This is a genomic window from Streptomyces sp. NPDC051243 (genome assembly GCF_044455405.1).
Lineage (GTDB): Bacteria > Actinomycetota > Actinomycetes > Streptomycetales > Streptomycetaceae > Streptomyces.
Genome location: NZ_JBITES010000006.1, coordinates 33,210 through 51,605, shown reverse-complemented (window position 1 = coordinate 51,605; position 18,396 = coordinate 33,210). Strand labels below are relative to the sequence as shown.

Here is an 18,396-nt window from a genome sequence, read left to right as displayed (position 1 = left end):
ACGGACCTGCGTCACGGACGTGCGGCACGGTCCTACGCCACCGCCGCCTTCATCGGCCGCGCCGGGTCCGCCAGCAGCCCCGGGTTCATCTGCGTGCCCGCCTCGATCAGCCGCCGCCCCTGCGCGAGGTCCCTCGGCCGGCCCACCGCCAGGAGGGCGACCAGGCGGTCGTCCTTCAACCAGCAGACCGTCCACGCCGGGCCCGAGGGGTCGCCGCGCCACAGGGTCGTGTCGGCGGCGGCGTGGTGCCCGGCGTACTGAACGAAGCGGCCGAACTGCTCGGACCAGAAGTACGGCACGGGGTCGTAGACCGCGAGAGGCTCACCGGTGACCTCGCCGAGGATGTTGGCCGCGACCGTGCGCGGGCCCTGGAGGGCGTTGTCCCAGTGGTGGACCAGCAGGCGCTCGCCATACCTCCCCGAGGGAAACGACGCGCAGTCGCCGACCGCGTAGACGTCCGGCACGGAGGTGCGCAGGTGGTCGTCGGCCACGACCTCGCCGTGCGCGCCGAGCTCGATGCCCGAGCCGGCCAGCCAGGCCGTGGCGGGCCGCGCCCCGATGCCGACCACGACGGCGCCCGCGGGCAGCCGCGAGCCGTCGTCGAGGATCACCGCGCCGGGCTCGACGCGCTCCACGCGCGCGTGGGTGCGCAGCACCGCCCCGCTGTCCGCGTACCAGGCGGTCATCGGCGCCGCCACCTCCGCGGGCAGCGCCCCCGCGAGCGGCCGGTCGGCGGCCTCCACGACCGTCACGGCGCAGCCCGCCTCGCGCGCGGCCGTGGCGAACTCGGCGCCGATCCAGCCCGCGCCGACGACCACGATGTCGTGCTGCCGGGCGAGCACCGGCCGCAGCCGCTCGGCGTCGTCGAGGGTCCGCAGCAGATGGACGCCGGGCACGCCCTCGGTGCCCGGCAGCCGGATGGGTTCGGCACCGGTGGCGAGCACGAGGACGTCGTACGGGACGGGCCCGGCCTCGGTGTCCAGCTCGTGGTCGGCGGGGCGCACGCCCAGCACCTCGCGCCCCAGCTGAAGCTCGATGCCGAGCGCCTCGAAGTCGACGTCGAAGGCGGAGCCCTCGGCCTTGCCGAGCAGGACGGCCTTGGACAGGGGAGGCCGGTCGTACGGCTGGTGGGGCTCGGCGCCGATCAGCGTGACCGGGCCCGTGAAACCCTGTTCCCGAAGGGCGACCGCCGTCTGCACACCGGCCATGCCGGCGCCGGCGACGACCACGCTCCGCTGCGACCTGCTCGTCTGCTCGCTCACCTGATCACCATAGACAACTGACATTTTGTCAGTCAGGAGTCGTGCTCAGTGACCTGCTCCACAACGCTGGTGCCGCTGCCCGCCTGCGACTCCCACTCCCAGCTCTCCTCCAGCCGTACCCGCCCGTCGGGCAGCTCGACCACCGTCGACACACAGTGCCCCGACGACGTCGTCCCGTCCCGCTTCAGCTGCACGTACCGGAAGTCCAGCCGGTCGCCTTCCCGGGTGCCCACGAGACGGCCGCGTACGACGTCGCCGCCCGCGTACTCGGCCCAGATCTCGCCGTCCTTCTCGTGGTACGTGAACCGGGTGCGGGTACCCACCTGACCTGGGGACTGATCGGCGACAGGGGCGAGGACGAGACCGTCGAGCGAGCGGGCCACGGGCGGAGGCTCCCTTACTGAGACATACGGCGGCGGGCTAGGGTGGCCAACGTAAAGCACTCGCGGGAGCCCGGACGCACCGGGCTGAGAGGGAGGCTGGCGGCCTCCGACCGTACGAACCTGATCCGGGTCATGCCGGCGAAGGGAGGGGCTGGACGCCCATGTCGCGTACGCGAATGTCAGACGTCCTTGTCATCGGGGGCGGAATCATCGGCCTGGTCACGGCGTGGCGGGCCGCACAGCGCGGGTTCACGACGACCGTCGTGGATCCCGAGCCGGGTGGCGGGGCCGCCCAGGTGGCCGCCGGGATGCTGGCCGCCGTCACGGAACTGCACTACGGCGAGCAGACCCTGCTGGGCCTGAACCTCGCCTCGGCCCGCCGGTACCCGGACTTCGCGGCCGAGCTCACCGAGCTGACCGGCCACGACCTCGGCTACCGCCGGTGCGGCACGCTGGCCGTCGCGCTGGACTCCGACGACCGCGCTCACCTGCGCGAACTGCACACCCTGCAGCGCCGGTCGGGGCTGGACTCCGAGTGGCTGTCGGGGCGGGAGTGCCGGCGCCTGGAGCCGATGCTCGCGCCGGGGGTGCGCGGGGGGCTGCGCGTCGACGGCGATCACCAGATCGACCCGCGGCGGCTGGCCGCGGCACTGGTGGCCGCGTGCGAGCGGGCCGGTGTCGTCTTCCACCGGTCCTGGGCCGAGCGCCTCGACGTCGTACGGGACCGGGCAGCCGGAGTCACCGCGGCGGACGGCACCGCGCTGGGCGCGGACCAGGTGGTCCTCGCGGCCGGCAGCCTCAGCGGGCGGCTGCCCGGGGTCCCGGACGACGTACTGCCGCCCGTACGCCCCGTGAAGGGGCAGGTGCTGCGGCTGACCGTGCCGAAGCGGTACGCGCCGTTCCTGAGCCGGACCGTGCGGGCCGTGGTGCGCGGCAGCCAGGTGTATCTGGTGCCGCGCGAGAGCGGGGAGCTGGTCGTCGGCGCGACGAGCGAGGAGCTGGGCTGGGACACCACGGTGACCGCGGGCGGGGTGTACGAGCTGCTGCGCGACGCCCACGAGTTGGTGCCCGGCATCACGGAACTGCCGCTCACCGAGACGCGGGCCGGTCTGCGCCCCGGCTCCCCGGACAACGCGCCGCTGCTCGGCCCGACCGAGCTGGAGGGTCTGTCGCTGGCCACCGGGCACTACCGCAACGGCGTGCTGCTGACGCCGGTCACCGGGGACGCCATGGCACACGTCCTGGCCACCGGTGAACTCCCGGAGGAAGCCCGGCCGTTCACGCCGAAGCGCTTCAGCCCCGCCGCACTCACGGAGCAGCCCGCATGAGCGTCCAGGTCACCATCTCGGTCAACGGCGAGCGTCGGCGGATCGAGCCGGGCACGGCTCTCGACACGCTCGTGAAGTCCCTCACCGCGGCGCCCTCCGGGGTGGCCGCCGCCCTGAACGAAACCGTCGTCCCGCGCGCGCAGTGGCCGTCGACGCCCCTTTCCGAGGGGGACCGCGTCGAGGTCCTCACCGCCGTCCAAGGAGGCTGAACCATGGCCGACGATCCCTTTGTCATCGGCGGTACGTCCTTCACGTCCCGTCTGATCATGGGCACGGGCGGGGCGCCCAGCCTGGAGGTGCTCGAGCGGGCGCTGGTGGCGTCCGGGACGGAGCTGACGACGGTCGCGATGCGGCGGGTGAACCCGTCGGTGCACGGCTCCGTGCTGTCCGTGCTGGAGAAGCTCGGGATACGGGTGCTGCCGAACACGGCGGGCTGCTTCACAGCCGGAGAGGCCGTGCTGACGGCCCGCCTCGCGCGCGAGGCGCTCGGTACGGAGCTGATCAAGCTGGAGGTCATCGCCGACGAGCGGACGCTGCTGCCGGATCCCATCGAACTGCTGGACGCGGCGGAGACGCTGGTGGACGACGGGTTCACCGTGCTGCCGTACACCAATGACGACCCCGTCCTGGCGCGGAAGCTGGAGGACGCCGGCTGTGCGGCGATCATGCCGCTGGGGTCGCCGATCGGGTCGGGGCTCGGGATCCGCAATCCGCACAACTTCCAGCTGATCGTCGAGCACGCGCGCGTGCCGGTGATTCTGGACGCGGGGGCCGGTACGGCGTCGGACGCGGCGCTCGCGATGGAGCTGGGCTGCGCGGGTGTGATGCTCGCCTCGGCGGTGACGCGGGCGCAGGAGCCGGTGTTGATGGCCGATGCGATGAGGCACGCGGTGGAGGCGGGGCGGCTGGCGTATCGGGCGGGGCGGATCCCTCGGCGGCACTTCGCCGAAGCGTCGTCCCCTGCGGAGGGCTTGGCCGTGCTGGATCCGGAGCGGCCCGCCTTCTGAACGGCGTTGCGGTCCCGGCGGCGTGGTTTGCGTCACAGGTCGGCTGCAGTACCGCCCCGATCTTGGCCGGAACGGCGGGTGTGTCAGCGTCGGCTCGTACACTCGCCTGCGTGGATACGACCCTTCAGGACCCTCTGGTCGGGCAGGTGCTCGACGGCCGGTATCGCGTGGACGCGCGGATCGCGGTCGGCGGGATGGCCACGGTCTACCGGGCCGTGGACACCCGCCTCGACCGCGTCCTCGCGCTCAAGGTGATGCATCCCGCACTCGCGGTCGACGGGGTGTTCGTCGAGCGGTTCATCCGCGAGGCGAAGTCCGTCGCCCGGCTGGCGCACCCCAATGTCGTGCAGGTCTTCGACCAGGGCACCGACGGGTCGTACGTCTATCTCGCCATGGAGTACGTGGCCGGGTGCACCCTGCGTGACGTGCTGCGCGAGCGGGGCGCGCTGCAGCCCCGGGCCGCCCTGGACATCCTGGAGCCGGTGCTCGCCGCGCTCGGCGCCGCGCACCGCGCCGGGTTCGTGCACCGGGACATGAAGCCGGAGAACGTGCTGATAGGGGATGACGGCCGGGTCAAGGTCGCCGACTTCGGGCTCGTGCGGTCCGTTGACACCGTGACCAGCACCACCGGTGCCGTGCTCGGCACCGTCTCCTATCTCGCGCCCGAGCAGATCGAGCAGCCCGGCACCGCCGACGCCCGCGTCGACGTGTACGCGTGCGGTGTCGTCCTGTACGAGATGCTCACCGGCGACAAGCCGCACGACGGGGACTCCCCCGCGGTGGTGCTCTACAAGCACCTGCACGAGGACGTCCCGCCGCCCTCGGCGATCGTGCCGGGACTGGCGTACGAACTCGACGAGCTGGTCGCGTCGGCCACCGCTCGCACCCCGGACATCCGCCCGTACGACGCCGTCGCGCTGCTCGCGCAGGCCCGCGAGACCCGCGCCGTGCTGAGCGCGGACCAGCTGGACGCGGTGCCGCCGCAAGCTCTCACGGCGGAGCACAGCAACGCCGACGACCGTACGAGCGTGATCCCGCGCGCGCTGAACATCCAGCGGCCGCTGCCCGTGAACGAGGACGAGCCGGATCGCGAGGCCGTCTTCGACCGGACCAGCCGGCTGGAGACTCCTCCCCCGCCGCCCCGGCGCGGATCCCGGACGTCCCGCGCTCCGCGCGGCCCGCTCCTCATCGTCGCCGCCGTCCTGCTGGCCCTCGGCCTCGGTGTCGGCGTCTGGTACATCAACTCCGGCCAGTTCACCGAGGTCCCGCCGCTGCTCTCCAAGACCGAGGCGCAGGCCAAGGAGCAGCTGGAGGAGGCCGGGCTCGAGCTCGGCAAGGTCGAGCGCGCCTACAGCGACACCGTCGAGCGGGGCACCGTCATCAGCTCGAACCCCGAGTCGGGCGACCGCATCCGCAACAACGACTCCGTGAGCCTGGTCATCTCGGCGGGACCGCAGACCGTGAAGGTGCCCGACCTGCAGGGCTACCCGCTGGCCAAGGCGAGGACCGAGCTGAAGGAGAGCGGCCTCCAACCGGGCATGGTGAACCGGGTGTTCAGCGACGACGTCACCCGGGGCTCCGTGATCTCCTCGGACCCCGGGACCGGCACCAAGGTCCGCTCCGGCTCCGCGGTCGAGCTCACCGTCAGCAAGGGCAGCCCAGTGGACATCCCGGACGTCACGGGCGAGAGCCTGGCCGACGCCAGGGCCGAGCTGGCGGAGGCCGGCCTGAAGGTGAAGGTCGCCCCGGCGCGGGTCAACTCCGAGTTCGACGCGGGCCAGGTCGCCCAGCAGTCTCCGGCGGACGGCAGCCAGGCCGCCGAGGGCGACACGGTGACGCTGACGCTGTCCAAGGGCCCGGAGATGATCGAGGTCCCGGACGTGGTCGGCGACAGCGTCGACGACGCCAAGGCCGAACTGGAGGCCGCCGGCTTCCAGGTCGACGAGGACCGGGGCCTGCTCGGGCTGTTCGGTGACACGGTCAAGAAGCAGTCCCCGAAGGCCGGGCAGACGGCACCCAAGGGATCGACGATCACCATCACCATCCGGTGAGGACGGCCGGGAGGAAGGCCCTTGCAGCGGGACGACCGCCCTTGCGGAAGGCCGTCACCGGCCGGTGACCGGGCGGTCCGGGCCGCATGACACCCTGAACGGGTGAGAAGTCAGCAGTCCGGCACCGCCCTCTCGGGCCCCTCCCGCAACCCCGTCGGCGGCCACGTCCCCGTGGCCGGCGGTCTCAGCTCGGTCGGGCTCAGCTACGCCCACGACCTCAAGGCCGAGACGGTCCAGGTCTTCGTCGCCAACCCGCGCGGCTGGGCCACACCCGCCGGGAACCCGCGCCAGGACTTGGAGTTCCGCGCGGTGTGCGAGGCCGAGTCGATCCCGGCGTATGTGCACGCTCCGTATCTCATCAACTTCGGCTCGCACACCGAGGCGACCGTCGAGAAGTCGGTGGAGTCGCTGCGGCACTCGCTGCGGCGCGGGCGGGAGATCGGAGCGCTGGGCGTCGTGGTGCACACGGGCAGCGCGACCGGCGGCAGAGAGCGGTCGGTGGCGCTGAAGCAGGTGCGGGAGCACCTGCTGCCGCTGCTCGACGAGCTGACCCATGACGACGACCCGTACCTGCTGCTGGAGTCCACCGCCGGACAGGGCTCCTCGCTGTGCTCGCGGACCTGGGACTTCGGGCCGTACTTCGAGGCGCTGGACGCCCACCCGATGCTCGGCGTGTGCCTGGACACCTGCCACATCTTCGCCGCCGGGCATGACCTGACCGGCCCGTCCGGCATGCACCAGACGCTCGACCTGCTGGTGGACACCGTCGGCGAGGGCCGGCTGAAGCTGATCCACGCCAATGACTCCAAGGACGTCGTCGGCGCCCACAAGGACCGGCACGAGAACATCGGCGCGGGTCACATCGGCGAGGACCCGTTCCGGGCGCTGATGACCCACCCGGCCACCGAGGGCGTACCGCTGATCATCGAGACGCCCGGCGGGAAGGAAGGGCACGCGGCGGACGTGGAGCGGCTGAAAAAACTTCGGGACGCGTAGCCGGATACGGAATACCCCTAGGGGGTATACGGTTCTTGCTCGGTGCAGGAACCGTAACCTGGCATTGGGGGCAGTCATGCAGCACGAAGCGCACATGTCACACACGCACCAGCATGAGGTGACCGCAACCAGCACGTGGGCGATGGCCGTCCGGGCCACCCTGCACTGCCTCACCGGCTGTGCCATCGGCGAGGTGCTGGGCATGGTGATCGGCACCGCGCTCGGCTGGAGCACCGTACCGACACTGGCCTTGGCGATCACTCTCGCCTTCTTCTTCGGCTACGCGCTCACCCTGTGGGGCGTGCTGAAGGCGGGCGTCGGACTGCGCGCCGCGCTCAAGGTGGCACTGGCCGCCGACACGCTGTCCATCGCCGTGATGGAACTGGTCGACAACGGTGTGATCGTGCTCTGGCCGGGCGCGATGGACGCCGAGCTGGCCGACCCGCTGTTCTGGTGGGTGCTGGCGATCGCGCTCGCCGTCGCCTTCGTCCTGACCACGCCGGTCAACAAGTGGATGATCGGCCGCGGCAAGGGGCACGCGGTGGTGCACCAGTACCACTGACGGCCGAGGCGGAACCGGGAGTCAGAGCTCGGGCCCGTCCCCGGGCTCCTCCTGGTACGAGTAGCGCTGCTCCCGCCAGGGGTCACCGATGTTGTGGTAGCCGCGCTCCTCCCAGAAGCCACGGCGGTCCGCGGTCATGTACTCCACGCCGCGGACCCACTTGGGCCCCTTCCAGGCGTACAGATGAGGGACGACCAGACGGAGGGGGAAGCCGTGCTCCGCCGTGAGCAGTTCGCCGTCCTTGTGGGTGGCGAAGATCGTGCGCTCGGAGGCGAAGTCGGCGAGGCGGAGGTTGGAGCTGAAGCCGTACTCCGCCCACACCATCACATGGGTGACGGCCGGGGCGGGCGGGGCGATCTCCAGGATGGTCCGCGCCGGGATGCCGCCCCACTCCGCGCCGAGCATGCTGAACTTCGTGACGCAGTGCAGATCGGCGACGACGGTGGTGTACGGCAGGGCCGTGAACTCCTCATGGGTCCAGCAGTGCTTCTCACCGTCGGCGGTGGCACCGAACACCCTGAACTCCCAGCGCTCGGGCCGGAACTTCGGAACGGGGCCGTAGTGCGTGACCGGCCAGCCGCGCTGCACCCGCTGCCCCGGCGGAAGCTCGGAGTGTGCTGCTGCTCCACTTTCGCTCTCCACCGGCTGACCCATGACTCCATCCTGACAGACCCGAAGCAGTGCACCTGACCTCACCCCCCTCAATTCCGAACAAACCGGACTAAGCATGCACTTACTTACTAAGTGAAGACTTACTGGACGATCTTCGTCGCCGGTGCAATCATGCGGCGCAACCTGCCAGTTCCCCCGCTTGGAAGGAGCCTCTGCGATGCAGGGCGACCCCGAGGTCCTCGAATTCCTGAACGAGCAGCTCACCGGCGAGCTCACGGCGATCAACCAGTACTGGCTGCACTACCGGATCCAGGACAACAAAGGCTGGACCAAGCTCGCCAAGTACACGCGTGAAGAGTCCATCGACGAGATGAAGCACGCGGACAAGCTCACCGAGCGCATCCTCATGCTGGACGGCCTCCCCAACTACCAGCGCCTGTTCCACGTGCGCGTCGGCCAGACGGTGACCGAGATGTTCCAGGCCGACCGGCAGGTCGAGGTCGAGGCGATCGACCGCCTCAAGCGTGGCATCGAGGTCATGCGCAACAAGGGCGACATCACGTCCGCGAATCTCTTCGAGTCGATCCTCGAGGACGAGGAGCACCACATCGACTACCTGGACACGCAGCTGGAGCTCATCGACAAGCTCGGTGAGGCGCTCTACATCGCGCAGCAGATCGAGCAGCCGAGCTAGGACCTGTCCGGTTCTAGGCCGCCTCGTCCAGCTCGGTCTCCAGGTCGGCGAGCACCGGCTTGCCCCGGTCGGCGAGCTCACGGCGCGGGCACGCACCCCTGCCCAGGAGCGCCTGAATACGGCGTACGCACGATCCGCAGTCCGTGCCGGCCTTGCAGGCGGAGGCTATCTGGCGGGGCGTGCAGGCACCGTCCTCCGCGTGCTTCTTGACCTGCTGCTCGGTGATGCCGAAGCAACTGCAGACGTACACGCGGTTCACCTCCCGGCGGGATCGTTGTGCCATCCCCTTGATCGGTGAGGCTAACCTAACCTTACCCGGCTCATAGGAACCGTAAAAGTGCTGTGGGGCGCGGATCGTATGTGATCCGCGCCCCACTGCACGTGCTCGTAACAGGCGGCCCCGTTACTGGTCCCTGTACATCTCCGCGACGAGGAACGCCAGGTCAAGCGACTGGCTGCGGTTGAGCCGCGGGTCGCAGGCCGTCTCGTAGCGCTGGTGCAGATCGTCGACGAAGATCTCGTCGCCGCCGCCCACGCACTCGGTGACGTCGTCACCGGTGAGCTCGACGTGGATGCCGCCCGGGTGGGTGCCGAGGCCCTTGTGGACCTCGAAGAAGCCCTTGACCTCGTCGAGCACGTCGTCGAAGCGGCGGGTCTTGTGGCCGGAGGCCGCCTCGAAGGTGTTGCCGTGCATCGGGTCGGTCACCCAGGCCACGGTGGCGCCGGAGGCGGTGACCTTCTCGACCAGCTCGGGAAGCTTGTCGCGGATCTTGTCGGCGCCCATGCGGACGATGAAGGTCAGCCGGCCCGGCTCGCGCTCCGGGTCCAGGCGGTCGATGTACTGCAGCGCCTCCTCGGCCGTCGTCGTCGGGCCGAGCTTGATGCCGATCGGGTTGCGGATCCTGGACGCGAACTCGATGTGCGCGTGGTCCAGCTGCCGGGTGCGCTCACCGATCCACACCATGTGCGCGGAGACGTCGTACAGGTGCCCGGTGCGGGAGTCGACCCTGGTCAGCGCCGACTCGTAGTCGAGCAGCAGCGCCTCGTGCGAGGAGTAGAACTCGACCGTCTTGAACTCCTCCGGGTCGGCCCCGCAGGCGTGCATGAAGTTCAGCGCGTTGTCGATCTCGCGGGCGAGCTGCTCGTAGCGCTGGCCGGACGGGGACGACTTCACGAAGTCCTGGTTCCAGGCGTGCACCTGGCGCAGGTCGGCGTAGCCGCCGGTGGTGAAGGCGCGCACCAGGTTGAGCGTGGAGGCGGACGCGTTGTACATCCGCTTCAGGCGCTCGGGATCCGGGACGCGGGCGGCCTCGGTGAAGTCGAAGCCGTTGACGGAGTCGCCGCGGTAGGTCGGCAGGGTCACGCCGTCGCGGGTCTCGGTCGGCTTGGAGCGCGGCTTGGAGTACTGGCCGGCGATGCGGCCGACCTTCACGACCGGCACCGAGGCGGCGTACGTCAGCACGGCGCCCATCTGGAGCAGGGTCTTGAGCTTGTTGCGGATGTGGTCGGCCGACACCGCGTCGAAGGCCTCGGCGCAGTCGCCGCCCTGGAGGAGGAACGCCTCTCCCTTGGCGACGGCCGCCATCCGGGCGCGCAGCTGATCGCACTCGCCCGCGAAGACGAGCGGCGGATACGACTCCAGCTCCGCAACGACTGCGCGCAGAGCCTCGGGGTCGGGGTACTCGGGCTGCTGCGCCGCGGGCAGGTCTCGCCAGGTGTTGCCAGCACTCGCGCTGGTCTTAGCGTTCACGGTCACGACCTCAACATTACGGGGTCGTGTCGGGCGTCCCGCCCCATGCCCAGCAATTGAGACACGGGGTACATGCCTCGGACATCGGGTAGGGTGCCTGGCATGTTCGCGCACTCGACCCAGAACTGGTGGTGGACCGCTCATCCGGCGGCCCACTGACTGCGCGTACGCAAGACTTCGCGAAGGCCGCCCGAGGGGCGGCCTTCGGTGTTTCCGGGGTCCGTTCCTCTCCCGCTGAGAAGGAGCACGGATCCATGAAGCTGCTCGGCTTGCTGGACGATCCCCGCCCGTTCGCCCTGCTGCGCCGCCGCACCCCGGGCCACGACCACGATCTGATCGAGGTGCTGATCGGCCCGGTCGCCACCTACGACCGCCTCGCCGACCTCCCCGACGAGGGCCTCGCGCTCGTCCCCTTCCGCCAGATCCGCGAGCGCGGCTTCGACGTCCGCGACGACGGCACGCCGCTGACGGTGCTGACACCCGAGGAGTCGTACGGCATCCCGCTCGCCGACGCCCTGCGACAGCTCCCGTCGCACGACGTCCGTGTCGAGGGCGGCGGCTTCGACGTCGGTGACGAGGAGTACGCCGGGATCGTCGGGCGGGTGCTGCGGGACGAGATCGGGCGGGGCGAGGGCGCGAACTTCGTGATCCGGCGGACGTACGAGGGTGCGATCCCCGAGTTCTCCCGCGCCGACGCGCTCGCGCTGTTCCGGCGGCTGCTGGACGGCGAGCGGGGCGCGTACTGGACGTTCGTCGTGCACACCGGGGACCGGACGCTGGTGGGAGCCAGCCCCGAGGTGCACGTCCGGATGTCCGGCGGCACCGTCGTCATGAACCCGATCAGCGGGACGTACCGCTATCCCGCCGAGGGGCCCACTCCCGGGCACCTGCTCGACTTCCTCGCCGACGGCAAGGAGATCGAGGAGCTGTCGATGGTCGTCGACGAGGAGCTCAAGATGATGTGCACCGTCGGCGACATGGGCGGGGTGGTCGTCGGGCCCCGGCTCAAGGAGATGGCGCACCTCGCGCACACCGAGTACGAGCTGCGCGGGAAGTCCTCGCTGGATGTGCGGGAGGTGCTGCGCGAGACCATGTTCGCGGCCACCGTCACCGGCTCGCCGGTGCAGAACGCCTGCCGGGTCATCGAGCGGCACGAGGTCGGCGGGCGCGGTTACTACGCGGGCGCGCTGGCGCTCATCGGCCGGGATTCCGGCGGGGCGCAGACCCTCGACTCCCCCATCCTCATCCGCACCGCCGACGTCGACGCGGACGGCGGGCTGCGGGTGCCGGTCGGTGCCACGCTCGTGCGCGGGTCGGATCCGCACAGCGAGGTCGCGGAGACGCACGCGAAGGCGGCGGGTGTGCTGGCGGCCCTGGGTGTACGTCCGTCCCGGCCGAGTGAGGAGCACGCGCGCGTGCGTCTCGCCGACGACCCACGCGTGCGTGCCGCGCTCGACGGGCGCCGGGCGTCGCTGGCGCCGTTCTGGCTGCGGATGCAGGAGCGGTCCGAGTCCCTGGAGGGCCATGCCCTGGTCGTCGACGGCGAGGACACCTTCACGGCGATGCTGGCCCATGTGCTGCGGTCGAGCGGACTGAAGGTGACCGTCCGGCGGTATGACGAGGCCGGGCTGCGGGAGGCGGTGCTCGGGCACGCGGGCCCGGTCGTGCTGGGCCCCGGGCCGGGGGATCCGTCCGACCTCACCGACCCGAAGATGCGGCTCCTGCGTGACCTCGCGGCCGAGATCATCCTCCCCCACGCTCGACTTCGCTCGCACGGGGGGACCCCCATCCACCGGCACGGTGTGCTGGGCGTCTGCCTCGGCCACGAGCTGATCGCGGCCGAGCTGGGGCTGGAGATCGTACGGAAGGAAGTTCCGTACCAGGGCGCCCAGACGGCGATCGACCTGTTCGGGCGGGCCGAGACCGTCGGCTTCTACAACAGCTTCGTGGCGCGCTGCGAGGACGAGGTGGCCGAAGAGCTGGCCGCGCACGGCATCGAGGTCAGCCGGGCCGGCAACGGGGAGGTGCATGCCGTGCGAGGACCCGGGTTCGCGGGGGTGCAGTTCCACCCGGAGTCGATCCTGACGCTGAACGGGACAGTCATCGTACGGGAGTTGGTCGGTCAGCTGCGGAACACGACCGTTTAGTCGTCCGGGGGCTGCCGCCCCCGGACTTCCGCTCCTGCCGGCGGCTGGCGGTCAGCCGAAGAACACCCCGACCTCCTCGTACAGCTTCGGATCCACCGTCTTCAGCTTGGCCGTGGCGTCCGCGATCGGAACGCGGACGATGTCCGTGCCGCGCAGGGCGACCATCTTGCCGAAGTCGCCGTCGCGCACGGCCTCGATGGCGTGCAGCCCGAAGCGGGTGGCGAGCCAGCGGTCGAAGGCGCTGGGGGTGCCGCCGCGCTGGACGTGGCCGAGGACCGTCGTACGGGCCTCCTTGCCCGTCCGCCTCTCGATCTCCTTGGCCAGCCACTCGCCTACGCCGGACAGCCGGACGTGCCCGAAGGAGTCCAGCGACTCGTCCTTGAGGACCATGTCGCCGTCCTTCGGCATGGCGCCCTCGGCGACGACGACGATGGGGGCGTAGGAGGCCTTGAAGCGGGAGGTCACCCAGGCGCAGACCTTGTCCACGTCGAAGCGCTGCTCGGGGATGAGGATGACGTTGGCGCCGCCGGCCAGGCCGGAGTGGATGGCGATCCAGCCGGCGTGACGGCCCATCACCTCGACGACCAGGACGCGCATATGGGACTCGGCTGTGGTGTGCAGCCGGTCGATGGCCTCCGTCGCGATGCCGACGGCGGTGTCGAAGCCGAAGGTGTAGTCGGTGGCGGACAGGTCGTTGTCGATGGTCTTCGGTACGCCGACGCAGGGCACGCCGTACTCGTCGGACAGGGCGGTGGCGACGCCGAGGGTGTCCTCGCCGCCGATGGCGATGAGCGCCTCGACCTCCTGCTTGGCGAGGTTCTCCTTGATCCGCCGGATACCGTCCTCCTGCTTGAGGGGGTTGGTGCGCGAGGAGCCGAGGATGGTGCCGCCGCGGGGCAGGATGCCGCGCACGGCGGGGATGTCGAGACGGACGGTGTCGTTCTCGAGCGGACCTCGCCAGCCGTCCCGGAAGCCGACGAAGTCATAGCCGTACTCCTGCACGCCCTTGCGGACGACGGCCCGGATGACGGCGTTGAGACCGGGGCAGTCGCCGCCTCCGGTCAGTACTCCGACCCGCATGGAAATGTCCCTTCGCCGCGGTTGCCTGGTGAGGGCCACGCTAATGGTGATCCGGGTCACACAGGGATGGGCGGGAAGGGCAATTCCGGTGAAGCGTCAGGCGGTTGGTTTACGCACGGACCGCATCATCGGGTCAGCGGATCTGCCGATCATTCGTCGTCGAGGCCCCGCTCGATCGCGTACCGCACCAGCTCCACCCGGTTGTGCAGCTGGAGCTTGCCGAGGGTGTTCTGGACGTGGTTCTGCACCGTGCGGTGGGAGATGACCAGGCGTTCGGCGATCTGCTTGTAGCTCAGGCCCTTGGCGACGAGCCGCAGCACCTCCGTCTCCCGGTCGGTGAGCTGCGGCGCCCCCGGCTGGTCGGCGTCGGAGGCGGCGGGCGCGGGCTCGGAGGCGAGGCGGCGGTACTCGCCGAGGACCAGTCCGGCCAGGCCCGGCGTGAACACCGGGTCGCCGACGGCGGTACGGCGCACCGCGTCCAGCAGTTCCGCGGTGGACGCCGACTTGAGCAGGTAGCCGGTCGCGCCGGACTTCACGGCCTCCAGGACGTCGGCGTGCTCACCGCTCGCGGACAGCACCAGGACGCGCAGAGCCGGGTTGTGACCGACCAGCTCCTTGCAGACCTGGACGCCGGGCTTGGCCGGCAGGTTGAGGTCGAGCACCAGGACGTCGGGGGTGGCGGCCTTGGCACGGCGTACGGCCTGGTCGCCGTCGCCCGCGGTGGCGACCACGTCGAACCCGGACTCGGTGAGGTCGCGGGCGACCGCGTCGCGCCACATGGGGTGGTCGTCGACCACCATGACCTTGATCGTGCCCTGCCGTCCGTCCGGTCCGTTCGCGGTGTCCGTCATCGCTGCTCCGCCTTCCCCCGTGAAGCGCTGGTGTCCTTCGGTACCTTCAGTTCCACTTCGGTGCCCTGCCCCGGCACCGAGATCAGCTCGGCGCTGCCGCCGAGGTCCCGCAGCCGCCCCCGGATCGACAGGGCGACTCCCAGCCGCCCCTCGCCCTCGGCCTGGGCGAGCCGGCCCTCGGGGATGCCGGGTCCGTCGTCCCGCACGGTGACGATCACCGAGTCGGGCTCGTCCTCGACCAGGATCCACGCGCGCGCGTGCTCCCCCGCGTGCTTGCGGACGTTGTCCAGGGCGGCCCCCACGGCAGCGGCCAGCTCCCGCGCCGCGAGCGGGGCCAGCGGCACGGGCGCGCCGGGCTCGGCGAGGCTCACCCGGGCACTCGCGTACGGGGCCAGCAGGGCACGCAGATCGACGGGACCGTCGGCGTCGTCCGGCTCCTGCACGGTCCGTACGACCGCCCCGTCCGCGGCGTCCTCGGAGACCCGCGACACGGGCAGCAGCCCGCCCGAGACCAGCGTGCGCAGCGCCACCTCCTGCTCGCCTGCCATCCGGCCCAGCTCGGCCGCCTCACCGCCGATGACGGCGCCGCGCCGCTGCACCATCGCCAGCACCTGCAGCACGCTGTCGTGGATGTCCCGGGCGAGCCGCTCCCGCTCACGCGTGGCCGCCTCGATCTCCAGGGCCCGGGCGAGGGTGCGCTCGGAGGCGCGGGCGACCTCGACGACGTACCCGATGGCGATGGAGGCGATCCACACGAGCAGCACCATGTGGACGGTGTCGCGGGTCGGCACGCCCGAGCGGTGCACCAGGTTGGCGGCGGCGACCAGCGTCGAGGCGAAGGCTGCCCAGCGCCAGCCGCCCTTGATGGCGAACGCGAGCACGGCGCCCGCGGTCCATATCGACGGCAGGGTCGGCGCCCCGGCGTCGATCCGCTCGGGCGTCTCGGCGAGCCGGGTGAGCAGGATGCCGGCCAGGGCGATGGTGAGGTCCACGACGAGGAAGCGCTTGGTGCAGCTCGCGGCGTTCGCGACCCTGGGCAGGGTGGCCAGCGTCCACACGGCCAGTACGGCGAAGTAGGCGATGGCCACCCAGGGGCGGGCGACCTCGTCGTAGGCACTGATGAACAGGCCGATGGCGTACACCATCGTCAGCACCCGGTAGCCGGTGAGCGCACGCCACAGCGGCTGCTCGACGGACATCCTCATGACCCGCTCACGTGCCGCCACTTGCCCCCACCCCTCGGCCCCCTCGGCTCAGCTGCGGCCGACTCTATTCGGGCTGTTCCCTCTTCTTGCGCGCCTGTTCCTTCTCGGCCTTCGCCGCCTCCGCGATCTGCCGCTTGGCGGCGGTCGCGTACATGTCGACGTACTCCTGGCCGGAGAGCCTCATGATCTCGTACATGACCTCGTCGGTCACCGCGCGGAGCACGAACCGGTCGTGCTCCATGCCCCGGTACCGGCTGAAGTCCAGGGGCTTGCCGATCCGGATGCCCGGCCGCATCAGCTTCGGCATGATCTTGCCGGGCGGCTGGATCTTCTCCGTGTCGATCATCGCCACCGGGATGACCGGCGCTCCGGTGGCGAGCGCCACGCGCGCGAGGCCGCCGGGCTTGCCCCGGTACAGGCGGCCGTCGGGCGAGCGCGTGCCCTCCGGGTAGATCCCGAACAGCTCACCGCGCTCCAGGACCTCTATACCGCTCTTGATCGCCGCCTCGCCCGCACCGCGCGCCCCGGAGCGGTCCACGGGCAGCTGGCCGACACCCTTGAAGAACGCCGCCGTCAGCCGGCCCTTGACGCCCGGGGTGGTGAAGTACTCGGCCTTCGCGATGAAGGTGACCTTGCGGTCGAGGACCGCGGGCAGGAAGAACGAGTCCGAGAAGGACAGGTGGTTGCTCGCGAGGATCGCGGGGCCCTCGGCGGGAACGTTCTCCAGGCCTTCCACCCAGGGCCTGAAGGCGACCTTCAGCGGTCCCCCGATGGTCACCTTCATCGCGCCGTACAACAACCGAGTGCCTCCCATGTCTGTCGATCAGACCTTAACCCGGAGCACTGTCAAAGAGTCCGACGGCCCTGGTCGGTGTCAGTGCGGTCGCGTACGGTGAAGCACACCTGGCTGTATCGATTCGCGGCTCCGCCGCGGTTCATGTCGTCGCTCTGGTTCATGTCGTCCCTCTCACGAACAGGAGACCGTAAGGTGCCGGTCCTTCCCGGAGCCGAGCCATACCGCCACGAGGGCGGGGAGGTCGGGGTCCTCCTCTGTCACGGCTTCACGGGTTCCCCCCAGTCGCTGCGCCCCTGGGCGGAGTACCTCGCCGAGCGCGAGCTCACGGTCTCGCTGCCGCTGCTGCCGGGGCACGGCACGCGCTGGGAGGACATGGCACTCACCGGCTGGCAGGACTGGTACGCCGAGGCGGACCGCGCCCTGCGCACCCTGCGCGACCGCTGCGAGCGGGTCTTCGTGGCCGGCCTGTCCATGGGCGGCACCCTGGCACTTCGGCTCGCCGCGAAGCACGGTGAGGGCGTGGCCGGCGTGGTCGTCGTCAACCCGGCGAACAAGGTGCACGGCCTGTCCGCGTACACCCTGCCGGTGTCCCGCCACTTCGTCCGTACGACGAAGGGGATCACCGGTGACATCGCGAAGGAGGGCGCCGTCGAGATCGGGTACGGCCGGGTGCCGCTGCAGGCGTCCCACTCCCTGCGGACCTTCTTCCGTCTGACCGACGGCGAGCTGCCGCAGGTCACCCAGCCGCTGCTGCTCCTGCGCAGCAGGCAGGACCACGTCGTGCCTGCCGCGGACTCGGCCCGGATCCTGAGCAGGGTGTCGTCGACGGACGTAACGGAGATCGTGCTGGAACAGAGCTACCACGTGGCGACGTTGGACCATGACGCGGACCGGATCTTCGAGGAGAGCCTCGGCTTCATGGACCGGCTCGCAACCGGCGTGGGCAAGGAAGGGACGACCGCACGTGGCTGAGCACGACTCCGACAGCGAGAAGCGCGGGGACCGCGAGGATCGCGAGCCGGAAGAGCAGCACGTCCCGTTCGACGAGGACGCAGCCTGGGCCGCGATCGTCGCCGGGTACGGCGAGGAGCCGGCGGACCCGCCGGGTTCGAAGCCGTTCAGGTCGGTGGAGGACCTGGCGCTGCTGGAGTCCGACGAGGACGACGAGCCCAGGGGCGCGAAGGACGACGACGGGCCGGGCGACAAGGGCGGGGAGTCCAAGGAGGACGAACCGGCCAGGCCGCTGGGCAGCTCTGTCTCCTTCGCGCCGGGCGTCGGCGTCGGTGCCGGCGCCGGACCGCGCGACTACAGCGTGCCCGAGCCGTCCGAGGACGACTTCGACGGCGACGACGAGGGCCACTTCGTTCCGCCGGAGCCGCCGCCGCTGCCCGACGCCGACGCGACCGCGAAGTTCGCCTGGCTCGCGGTGATCGGCGGGCCGGTGCTGCTGCTGCTCGCCGTCCTGCTCAGCTGGGACATGACGTGGTGGCTGGCCACCCTGGGCATCGGCGGGTTCCTGGGCGGGTTCGCCACGCTGGTCATGCGGATGAAGACGGACGACGAGGACGACGACGACCCGGGCCGGGGTGCGGTCGTGGTGGTGGGGGGGGGGGGGGGCGCGGGGGGCCGCCCCGGCGCGGCGGGGGGGGGGGGGGGGGCGCCCACGACACCG

19 protein-coding genes, 1 pseudogene and 1 riboswitch are annotated in these 18,396 nt (G+C 70.9%); of the genes and pseudogenes, 11 read left to right on the top strand and 9 right to left on the bottom strand.

Translation table 11 applies throughout. The annotated features are described in order from the left end of the window. Nucleotides 1-32: 32 nt before the first annotated feature. Both ACIBAG_RS16500 and ACIBAG_RS16495 read right to left on the bottom strand, forming a co-directional pair. Nucleotides 33-1,286, bottom strand: a complete 1,254-nt coding sequence (locus ACIBAG_RS16500; protein ID WP_399105524.1) for an NAD(P)/FAD-dependent oxidoreductase — start codon at nt 1,284-1,286, stop codon at nt 33-35. 8 nt (nt 1,287-1,294) lie between these two features. Then, on the bottom strand, nt 1,295-1,645 hold the full coding sequence (locus ACIBAG_RS16495; protein WP_399105522.1) for a hypothetical protein: 351 nt from the start codon (nt 1,643-1,645) through the stop codon (nt 1,295-1,297). Between the two features lie 52 nt (nt 1,646-1,697). Beyond that, a riboswitch (TPP riboswitch) is annotated at nt 1,698-1,809 on the top strand. On the opposite strand from ACIBAG_RS16495, the gene thiO reads away from it, so the two are divergent. From thiO to ACIBAG_RS16465, 6 genes are all read left to right on the top strand, one after another. Continuing rightward, nucleotides 1,807-2,973 carry a glycine oxidase ThiO gene (gene thiO, locus ACIBAG_RS16490; RefSeq protein ID WP_399105520.1) on the top strand — a complete coding sequence of 389 codons (1,167 nt, stop codon included), beginning with the start codon at nt 1,807-1,809 and terminating at the stop codon, nt 2,971-2,973. (Overlaps the previous riboswitch by 3 nt.) Beyond that, nucleotides 2,970-3,182 carry a sulfur carrier protein ThiS gene (gene thiS, locus ACIBAG_RS16485; protein WP_399105518.1) on the top strand — a complete coding sequence of 71 codons (213 nt, stop codon included), beginning with the start codon at nt 2,970-2,972 and terminating at the stop codon, nt 3,180-3,182. The genes thiO and thiS overlap by 4 nt, the downstream gene beginning before the upstream one ends. Nucleotides 3,183-3,185: 3 nt before the next feature. Further along, nucleotides 3,186-3,980 carry a thiazole synthase gene (locus ACIBAG_RS16480; protein ID WP_399105516.1) on the top strand — a complete coding sequence of 265 codons (795 nt, stop codon included), beginning with the start codon at nt 3,186-3,188 and terminating at the stop codon, nt 3,978-3,980. Between the two features lie 110 nt (nt 3,981-4,090). Continuing rightward, a complete protein-coding gene (pknB, locus tag ACIBAG_RS16475) occupies nt 4,091-6,031 on the top strand; it encodes a Stk1 family PASTA domain-containing Ser/Thr kinase (protein WP_399105514.1) in 1,941 nt (646 codons plus the stop codon). Nucleotides 6,032-6,133: 102 nt separating this feature from the next. After that, nucleotides 6,134-7,027, top strand: coding sequence for a deoxyribonuclease IV (locus tag ACIBAG_RS16470; protein ID WP_399105512.1), 894 nt, complete (start codon nt 6,134-6,136; stop codon nt 7,025-7,027). A gap of 76 nt (nt 7,028-7,103) precedes the next feature. Beyond that, nucleotides 7,104-7,589, top strand: a complete 486-nt coding sequence (locus tag ACIBAG_RS16465) for a DUF4396 domain-containing protein (protein WP_399105510.1) — start codon at nt 7,104-7,106, stop codon at nt 7,587-7,589. A gap of 21 nt (nt 7,590-7,610) precedes the next feature. Here the strand turns inward: ACIBAG_RS16465 and ACIBAG_RS16460 are convergent, their stop codons facing one another. Next, nucleotides 7,611-8,243, bottom strand: a complete 633-nt coding sequence (locus ACIBAG_RS16460; protein ID WP_031483319.1) for a sulfite oxidase-like oxidoreductase — start codon at nt 8,241-8,243, stop codon at nt 7,611-7,613. Nucleotides 8,244-8,418: 175 nt separating this feature from the next. On the opposite strand from ACIBAG_RS16460, the gene bfr reads away from it, so the two are divergent. Next, nucleotides 8,419-8,895, top strand: coding sequence for a bacterioferritin (bfr, locus tag ACIBAG_RS16455; RefSeq protein WP_399105508.1), 477 nt, complete (start codon nt 8,419-8,421; stop codon nt 8,893-8,895). A 13-nt stretch (nt 8,896-8,908) separates the two neighbouring features. Here the strand turns inward: bfr and ACIBAG_RS16450 are convergent, their stop codons facing one another. Further along, nucleotides 8,909-9,154, bottom strand: coding sequence for a bacterioferritin-associated ferredoxin (locus tag ACIBAG_RS16450; protein ID WP_399106312.1), 246 nt, complete (start codon nt 9,152-9,154; stop codon nt 8,909-8,911). 144 nt (nt 9,155-9,298) lie between these two features. Next, nucleotides 9,299-10,651 (bottom strand): class II 3-deoxy-7-phosphoheptulonate synthase, encoded by a 1,353-nt coding sequence (locus ACIBAG_RS16445; protein ID WP_399105506.1) that lies wholly within the window; start codon nt 10,649-10,651, stop codon nt 9,299-9,301. A gap of 66 nt (nt 10,652-10,717) precedes the next feature. Between ACIBAG_RS16445 and ACIBAG_RS16440 the strand changes: the two genes are divergently transcribed. Further along, complete coding sequence (locus tag ACIBAG_RS16440) at nt 10,718-10,804, top strand: trp operon leader peptide (RefSeq protein WP_078662494.1); 87 nt, start codon at nt 10,718-10,720, stop codon at nt 10,802-10,804. A 95-nt stretch (nt 10,805-10,899) separates the two neighbouring features. Further along, nucleotides 10,900-12,792: an anthranilate synthase family protein gene (locus ACIBAG_RS16435; RefSeq protein WP_399105504.1), complete on the top strand. Its 1,893-nt coding sequence runs from the start codon at nt 10,900-10,902 to the stop codon at nt 12,790-12,792. Between the two features lie 51 nt (nt 12,793-12,843). Here ACIBAG_RS16435 and ACIBAG_RS16430 read toward each other — a convergent pair whose 3' ends face one another. From ACIBAG_RS16430 to ACIBAG_RS16415, 4 genes are all read right to left on the bottom strand, one after another. Continuing rightward, nucleotides 12,844-13,872 carry a 6-phosphofructokinase gene (locus ACIBAG_RS16430; RefSeq protein WP_031483314.1) on the bottom strand — a complete coding sequence of 343 codons (1,029 nt, stop codon included), beginning with the start codon at nt 13,870-13,872 and terminating at the stop codon, nt 12,844-12,846. A 149-nt stretch (nt 13,873-14,021) separates the two neighbouring features. Further along, nucleotides 14,022-14,723: a response regulator gene (locus ACIBAG_RS16425; protein ID WP_399105502.1), complete on the bottom strand. Its 702-nt coding sequence runs from the start codon at nt 14,721-14,723 to the stop codon at nt 14,022-14,024. Beyond that, a complete protein-coding gene (gene macS / locus ACIBAG_RS16420) occupies nt 14,720-15,949 on the bottom strand; it encodes a MacS family sensor histidine kinase (protein WP_399105500.1) in 1,230 nt (409 codons plus the stop codon). Before macS ends, ACIBAG_RS16425 begins: the two co-directional genes overlap by 4 nt. 43 nt (nt 15,950-15,992) lie before the next feature. Beyond that, on the bottom strand, nt 15,993-16,712 hold the full coding sequence (locus ACIBAG_RS16415; protein WP_399106309.1) for a lysophospholipid acyltransferase family protein: 720 nt from the start codon (nt 16,710-16,712) through the stop codon (nt 15,993-15,995). Between the two features lie 204 nt (nt 16,713-16,916). Here ACIBAG_RS16415 and ACIBAG_RS16410 point away from each other — a divergent pair, with 204 nt between their 5' ends. Then, nucleotides 16,917-17,696, top strand: a complete 780-nt coding sequence (locus tag ACIBAG_RS16410; protein WP_399105498.1) for an alpha/beta hydrolase — start codon at nt 16,917-16,919, stop codon at nt 17,694-17,696. Further along, nucleotides 17,689-18,321, top strand: a pseudogene (locus ACIBAG_RS16405) (hypothetical protein); the annotation flags it as partial. The gene ACIBAG_RS16410 and the pseudogene ACIBAG_RS16405, both read left to right, overlap by 8 nt. Nucleotides 18,322-18,396: the final 75 nt, after the last annotated feature.